3 protein-coding genes and 1 pseudogene are annotated in these 4,443 nt (G+C 68.8%); 1 reads left to right on the top strand and 3 read right to left on the bottom strand.

Annotated features, from left to right (window positions below; translation table 11 throughout):
• Nucleotides 1-112 precede the first annotated feature (112 nt).
• The gene (locus ACFWWR_RS48055) at nt 113-331 is read right to left on the bottom strand and encodes a winged helix domain-containing protein (protein WP_384310694.1); all 219 of its coding nucleotides are present in this window, start codon (nt 329-331) and stop codon (nt 113-115) included.
• A 425-nt stretch (nt 332-756) separates the two neighbouring features.
• Between ACFWWR_RS48055 and ACFWWR_RS48050 the strand changes: the two are divergent.
• Nucleotides 757-1,530 (top strand): annotated as a pseudogene (locus ACFWWR_RS48050) (helix-turn-helix transcriptional regulator); the annotation flags it as partial.
• A 90-nt stretch (nt 1,531-1,620) separates the two neighbouring features.
• On the opposite strand, the gene ACFWWR_RS48045 reads toward ACFWWR_RS48050, so the two are convergent.
• Together ACFWWR_RS48045 and ACFWWR_RS48040 are read right to left on the bottom strand one after the other, a co-directional pair.
• Nucleotides 1,621-3,171 carry an FAD-binding oxidoreductase gene (locus ACFWWR_RS48045; RefSeq protein ID WP_384310692.1) on the bottom strand — a complete coding sequence of 517 codons (1,551 nt, stop codon included), beginning with the start codon at nt 3,169-3,171 and terminating at the stop codon, nt 1,621-1,623.
• A partial coding sequence (locus ACFWWR_RS48040; protein ID WP_384310691.1) for an MFS transporter occupies nt 3,164-4,443 on the bottom strand: 1,280 nt, incomplete at its 5' end. The genes ACFWWR_RS48040 and ACFWWR_RS48045, both read right to left, overlap by 8 nt.

Here is a 4,443-nt window from a genome sequence, read left to right as displayed (position 1 = left end):
CCCGCTGGAACAACTCCCACAACTCATCCGGCACCAGCCGCTCAACGATCCCCACGAGCGATAGCCTACCGAGCCAGCCAAATGAGATGACGTCTTAGAGCGAGCTGCGCCGTCACAGCAGGCTCCCCACCGTCGCGGCCTGCCCGGCAACCAGCTCCTGGACCAGCCCGACGACGTCCTCCAGGGTGAGGCCGGCCGCGTCGGCGAGCGCGGCCAGGTCCACGGTTCGGCCGTCGACCAGCGGGCGCAGCACCGCTTCCGCTGCCGGGGCGAACTCGAACGTGCTCCCCGCGGCGGAGAGCGTCAGCGCGTCCTCGCCGACCTCCAGCACGGCGTGGGCGGTCGTCAGCCGGACCCGGAGGCCGCCGTAGCCGCGCGTTGGAGATCGCGGTCATGGACGACTCCCGTCAGCCAGAGCGGATCATCGAGCGTGGGCCCTGGGCCCTGTGGGACGAGTACGAGGCGGGCGGCACGGCGTGTCGGCGAACGGCTCGGGTATCGGTCCCCGTGTGCGTAAAATCTCGTCTCACATCTCGAACGTGGATCGCGTTCCGCGAGAATCGAAGACGTCCGGAGCGTTAAGACGGAGTTTCACAGGAGCAGCAAGTTAAAAATCTTCAAAAAAGCCAGTAAAAGTGGGATATTTACTGGGCGTTGCGATCGGTGCCCGTTGCACCCATGTAATGGCTGAAGGATGTAGGGTCGGGATGCCCTGTTGTGATCCGATGGGTCCATCATGCTGAGGGGGAGCGCACTATGGCAATCACCGAACAGCAAAGAAAAGAGCTCGCCGCCTTCCTTCGCAACCGACGCGAACGGGTTGCGCCGGAGGCTGTGGGTATCAAGAATTCGTACGGGCGCCGCCGCACGCCGGGCCTGCGCAGAGAGGAGCTCGCCCAGCTCGCCGGGGTGAGTGTGACGTGGTACACGTGGCTCGAACAGGCCCGCAGGATCAGGGTGTCGAGCCAGGTTCTGAACGGTCTCGCGCGGGCTCTGCAGCTCGATACGACGGAGACCGGGCATCTGTTCCGGCTGGCCGGCGAGTTACCGCCGGCGGGGCGGGCGCCCTGCTCGCGGGAGCACATTCCGGAGCAGTATCTGACCTTCCTTGAATTCCAGGATCCACTGCCCGCCTTCATCGTGAATCACCGGTTCGATGTGCTGGCATGGAATCAGGGATTCTGTGCACTGTTTCCCTATTTCGAATCCTTGGAGCTCAGTCGTCGCAACACTCTCGTGATGATGTTCGACGAGCGGGCCCGGGAAATGCACCCGAATTGGGAGCAGGACGCCCTTGAAGCGGCGGCACTTTTCCGTGCGCAGGCCGCCGATCAACTCGCCCATCCCGCATACGCGAAGATGATCGAAGACCTGCAGGTAGAGCACCCGGAATTCCAAGAACTGTGGGAGCGGCTCGACCTCGCTCCGTCCGTGCCGTCCGTACGTTGCTTCGACCACCCGACTCTGGGGCGGATCGAACTCGGTTATGTGAAGCTGCGGCTCGCGGGCGTCGACGCCACCCTCGTCGTCTACCAGCCCGTTCTGGACAGCCGGCTGATCGACCGCTTCCGCGATCTGGTCGAGGTGCGGATCAGGGTGCGGCTCCGCTCGGCCGGAGGCTCAGTCGGACGCCCGTACCGACAGAGCGTGCCGGAAGACATTCCGCGGATCCCAGACGGCCTTGGCCCGCTGGAGTCGGGGGTAATTCCCTTTGAAGTACAGCGTGTGCCAGGGAACGCCTGAGGTATTCCAGCGCGGATCGGCCAGATCCACGTCCGGATAGTTGATGTACGAGCCGTCGGTACGTGCGTCGGAGACGGGCACTCCGCCTGTCTCCACGTACAAATCCTGGTAGAGCTCCCGGAGTCTGCGGATGTGCCGCTCGTCGTCGGCGGGATCGGTCCAATACGTGCCGAGATAGCTCTTGAGGACCGAATCCCGTTGGGCGACGGCGGTCGCCGCGGGGTCCACGGTGTTGACCTTACGGCCGTAGGAGAACAGCACCACCGTTGTATGACCGTCGTAGTCCGGGTCGGAGAGACGCCGAAAGAGCAGCTCGGTCTCCGCGGCCGAATACGGCTGGCGCAGATAGGCGCCCTTACTCTTGGAGCGTGTCAGCTCTCCCCTGTTCTCCACGTCCCGCTGGGTAGCCCTCAGCCAGGGCATGCCCGTGTAGGTGATCCGGCACGGGGTCCGTACGCCGCCGCCTACGGCGGCGACGTACTCCTCAAGCCGGTTGCGGGCGTCGGGAGCCGAGCCGTCCAGCTGCGCGCTGAGGGTGATCCGGCCGACCGCGTGCTGGTTGAGGTACAACGCGCTGTACAGACTCTCGTACGTCGGGTCCGTACCGTCCTCCGTGCTGTGCCAGTCGCCATGGTTGCGGAGGAGCCTGGCGAAGTCCCGCTCGCTCAGCGACTCCCAGGGCCACTCCGCGGAAGCGAAGAGAACCGTCTTCGGAGGCCGGGGCAGCACATCCCGCGGGGCGTCCGAGTCCGCTTCCGGGGAGCGGAACCAATAGCGCGTGACCAATCCGAAGTTGCCGCCGCCCGCGCCGGTGTGCGCCCACCACAGATCGTGGTGCGGGTCGGAGGGGGCCCGGGACGCGACCACGGTGCGGGCCTCACCCGTGCCGTCGGCGACGACGACCTCTACCGCCTCCAGGTGGTCCACGATCAGCCCGTGCCGTCGGCACAGCGCGCCGAAGCCTCCGCCCTGGACATAGCCGCCGAGTCCGACCGAGGGGCAGGTGCCGCCGGGCACAGCCACGCCCCAGTTCAGGTACAGGGAGCGGTAGACGGAGCCGAGCAGCGCGCCCGCGCCGATGCCGAAAGCCGCCCGGCCGGCGTCGTACGCGACGTCGTTGAGCTCGGACAGGTCGACGAGGGTGCGCACCGCTGGGTCGTCCACCAGGCCCTCCAGGCCGTGGCCGCCACCGCGCACCGCGAGCCGCGACCCTTCGTGGACGGCGGCGGTGACAGCCCGGCGTACCTCTTCGGCGGTACGCGGCACATGGACCCGGTCCGGCCGGCCGGTGAAGCGCGTGTTGCGTGACCGCGTGGTGAGGGAGTGGTAGCGGGGGTCGGCAGGGGTGATCGCCGACACGCCCTGTGTGGGCAGGCCCTGTGCCGGGATGCCGGGCACAGCAAGCACGGAATCGGATATGTCAGTCATCGGTGGCCGCCATCGTCTTTCGTGAGGTCGCTGCGCGGCGCACCGCCGCGTGGCCGAGGAGCAGGAGCAGGGCGCAGGCGCCCGCGGCACAGCCGAGCAGGGCGGTGTCCGGCCAGCCGCCGTGCGCCCAGAGGGGACCCGTCAGCGCGGAGCCCGCTGCACCGCCGAGGAAGTAGCAGGTCATGTAGACGGTCGTGACGCGGCTGCGCATCTCGTCGCCGACCTGGGCGAAGACCGTCGTCTGGTTGGAGATGTGCGCGGCCTGGACCGCGAAGTCGATCAGGAGAATCGCCGTGCCGAGCATGAGTAGCGAGGACGACAGGACCGACACCACGGCGAACGACACGGCGATGAGCGCGAACGCGGCGGCACTGACGGCCCGTTGGCGTCCCCGGTCGGCGAACCGGCCCGCCAGGTTGGCGCCGAGGGCGCCACCCGCACCGAGCAGCCCCATCGCGCCGATCGCGGCGGAGCCGTAGTGGTAGGGCCCCTGGATCAGGCGGAGCGGCACAGCGGTCCACAGCACGGTGAAGGCGGCGAACCCCAGGGCGCCGTACAGGCAGCGCTCCACGATCACCGGCCGTGCCCGGACCAGGGAGAACAGCGAGCCGATGAGCTGGGCGTACCCGCGCGCGGTCAGGGGCGTTCCGGCGGGCTGCGGGGGCAAGATGCGGCGCAGCATCACGCCCACCCCGAGCATCAGGGCCGCCGCACCCCAGAACACGGCCCGCCAGTCGACGAGGTCGGCCACCACTCCGGCGAAGGTCCGGCACAGCAGCGCGCCGAGGATGACGCCGGTCATCACGGTGCCCACCACCTGCCCGCGCCGTTCGGGCGGTGCCATGCCCGCGGCCTGCGGCACGATCACCATGGCGGCGACGCTCACCAGGCCGAGCAGGAAGAACAGGCCGATGAGGAGCCCTCCGTCGGCCCAGGGAATCACCGCGAGCACCGCGGCCGCCGTGGTCACCAGGACGGTGAGCAGCCGTCTGCGATCGACGGCGTCGCCCAGCGGTACCAGCGCGAACAGGCCGAGGGCGTAACCGAACTGGGTGGCCGAGACGGACGAGGTGAGCGAGCCGGGCGTGCGGTGCAGCGAGGCCGCGAGCTCGGGCAGGATCGGCTGGAGGTAGTACAGGTTGGCCACGCACAGACCGCAGGCGGCCGCGAGCAGCAGCACGGTGATCCGGCCGACCCGCGGCCGCGGCGGGGCGGGGGGGCCCCCCAGGCCCCGCCCGCCCCCGAGGGCCGCCGCGCGCACACCCGGGCGCC

The sequence above is a fragment of the Streptomyces sp. NPDC058678 genome (assembly GCF_042714835.1).
In the GTDB taxonomy this organism is placed as follows: Bacteria; Actinomycetota; Actinomycetes; order Streptomycetales; family Streptomycetaceae; genus Streptomyces.
This window is presented reverse-complemented; position numbering and strand designations above follow the sequence as displayed.